Here is a 1,384-nt window from a genome sequence, read left to right as displayed (position 1 = left end):
CGACATCACAAAGGGCAGCAAATCCTGTGTCGAACAGGTCACCACACTGCGGTTCATGATGTCGGCGACCCGCATTGTGGGCGCCTCGATTCCGTATTCAGCCACCGCATAGCAGCAGTCCCGCTCCGACAGTGTGCCCAGGCATTCCCCGGGCGAACTGCTGACGACCACGAATCCGATGTTGTTGTCCCGAAACAGCCGCAGGACTTCTACGACCGTCTGATCTGGTGTGACCGAGATGAGCTCGGGAGATTTGGTCTTCAAGATTTGGCAGACAAGCATCTGAGCCTCCTGTGCTCCGGCTTGACGGCTACCGCGCGTTCACGTTCGGCGGATATTCCGCCACCAGTTGTATCCCTGCGGCTCACTCGTCTCGACCAGCACGTCCTGTTCGGTGTTCAGACGCGCCGCGACCACACCGCCGCCGGTCGTCGCCTTGCCCGGTTTGCCGAGCAGATCGTCACGTCCGACCACCAGGTCACGCGAGGAAAAACTCGAGAATTCGTACTCTTGGCCAAGCGCGATCGCGTCGGCGGGGCAGGCGTCCTCGCACAGCCCGCAGAACAGGCAGCGGGCCATGTCGATCTCGAATTTTGCTGGATGCCGGTTGCCCTTCTCGTCCTCGTAGGGAATGACTTCGATACAGTCGCAGGGACAAATGCGCGCGCAGAGCTCGCAGGCCACGCACTTGATCTCGCCCTCTTCGTCACGCGTCAGGAAGTGATGCCCGCGGTAACGCGAATAGGGCAACCATTTTTCCTTGTCAGGATACTGCATGGTCACGGATCTGGAGAACATGTAGCCGAAGGTCAGCGCCAAAGCGCCCGCTAGATCGGCGAAGAATGCCCAGCCGATCCAAGTTCCACGTATGTGCAGTGCGCGCGACATCGCCGCCTCGCTTGGAGTGGCCCTCAAAGGAAAGCAACTCCTGTTACTATTATGTTCGCCAGTGACAGTGGAAGCAAGACTTTCCACCCGATCGCCATCAGTTGGTCGTATCGATAGCGCGGGAAGGTGAAGCGGAACCACATAAACACATAGAGAAAGAACGCGACCTTGAGCGCGAACCAGAGGAGCGGCGGCAACGGGATCAGCACGCCGTTCCAGCCGCCGAAGAACAGGACGACCGACAGGACCGACACCAGTAGCATGACGGCGTATTCGCTGACCATGAAGAACGCGAAGCGGATGCCGCTGTATTCGGTATGGAACCCGGCCCCCAGATCGCCTTCCGCCTCCGCTAGGTCGAATGGAATGCGCTGCGCTTCGGCCAGCCCGGCGACGAAGAATACGAAAAACCCGACCGGTTGGTAGACGATGTTCCAGACATCGGCCTGCGCCCGTACGATCTCGAGCAGGCTCATGGATTGCGCCACCATTACCA

The 1,384-nt window shown here is 59.5% G+C and carries 3 protein-coding genes; all 3 read right to left on the bottom strand.

The features are described 5' to 3' along the window. Window positions 1–282, bottom strand: a 282-nt coding sequence (locus EOA86_RS34715) for a CBS domain-containing protein (protein ID WP_128345627.1), incomplete at its 3' end; no start/stop codon positions are given. 39 nt (window positions 283–321) lie between these two features. Then, window positions 322–888 (bottom strand): NADH-quinone oxidoreductase subunit I, encoded by a 567-nt coding sequence (locus EOA86_RS34710; protein WP_128345626.1) that lies wholly within the window; start codon window positions 886–888, stop codon window positions 322–324. 23 nt (window positions 889–911) lie between these two features. Further along, the coding region (locus EOA86_RS34705) for an NADH-quinone oxidoreductase subunit H (protein ID WP_206630227.1) at window positions 912–1,384 on the bottom strand (473 nt) is incomplete at its 5' end.

The organism is Mesorhizobium sp. M5C.F.Ca.IN.020.32.2.1 (assembly GCF_004023105.1).
Lineage (GTDB): Bacteria > Pseudomonadota > Alphaproteobacteria > Rhizobiales > Rhizobiaceae > Mesorhizobium > Mesorhizobium wenxiniae.
This window is presented reverse-complemented; position numbering and strand designations above follow the sequence as displayed.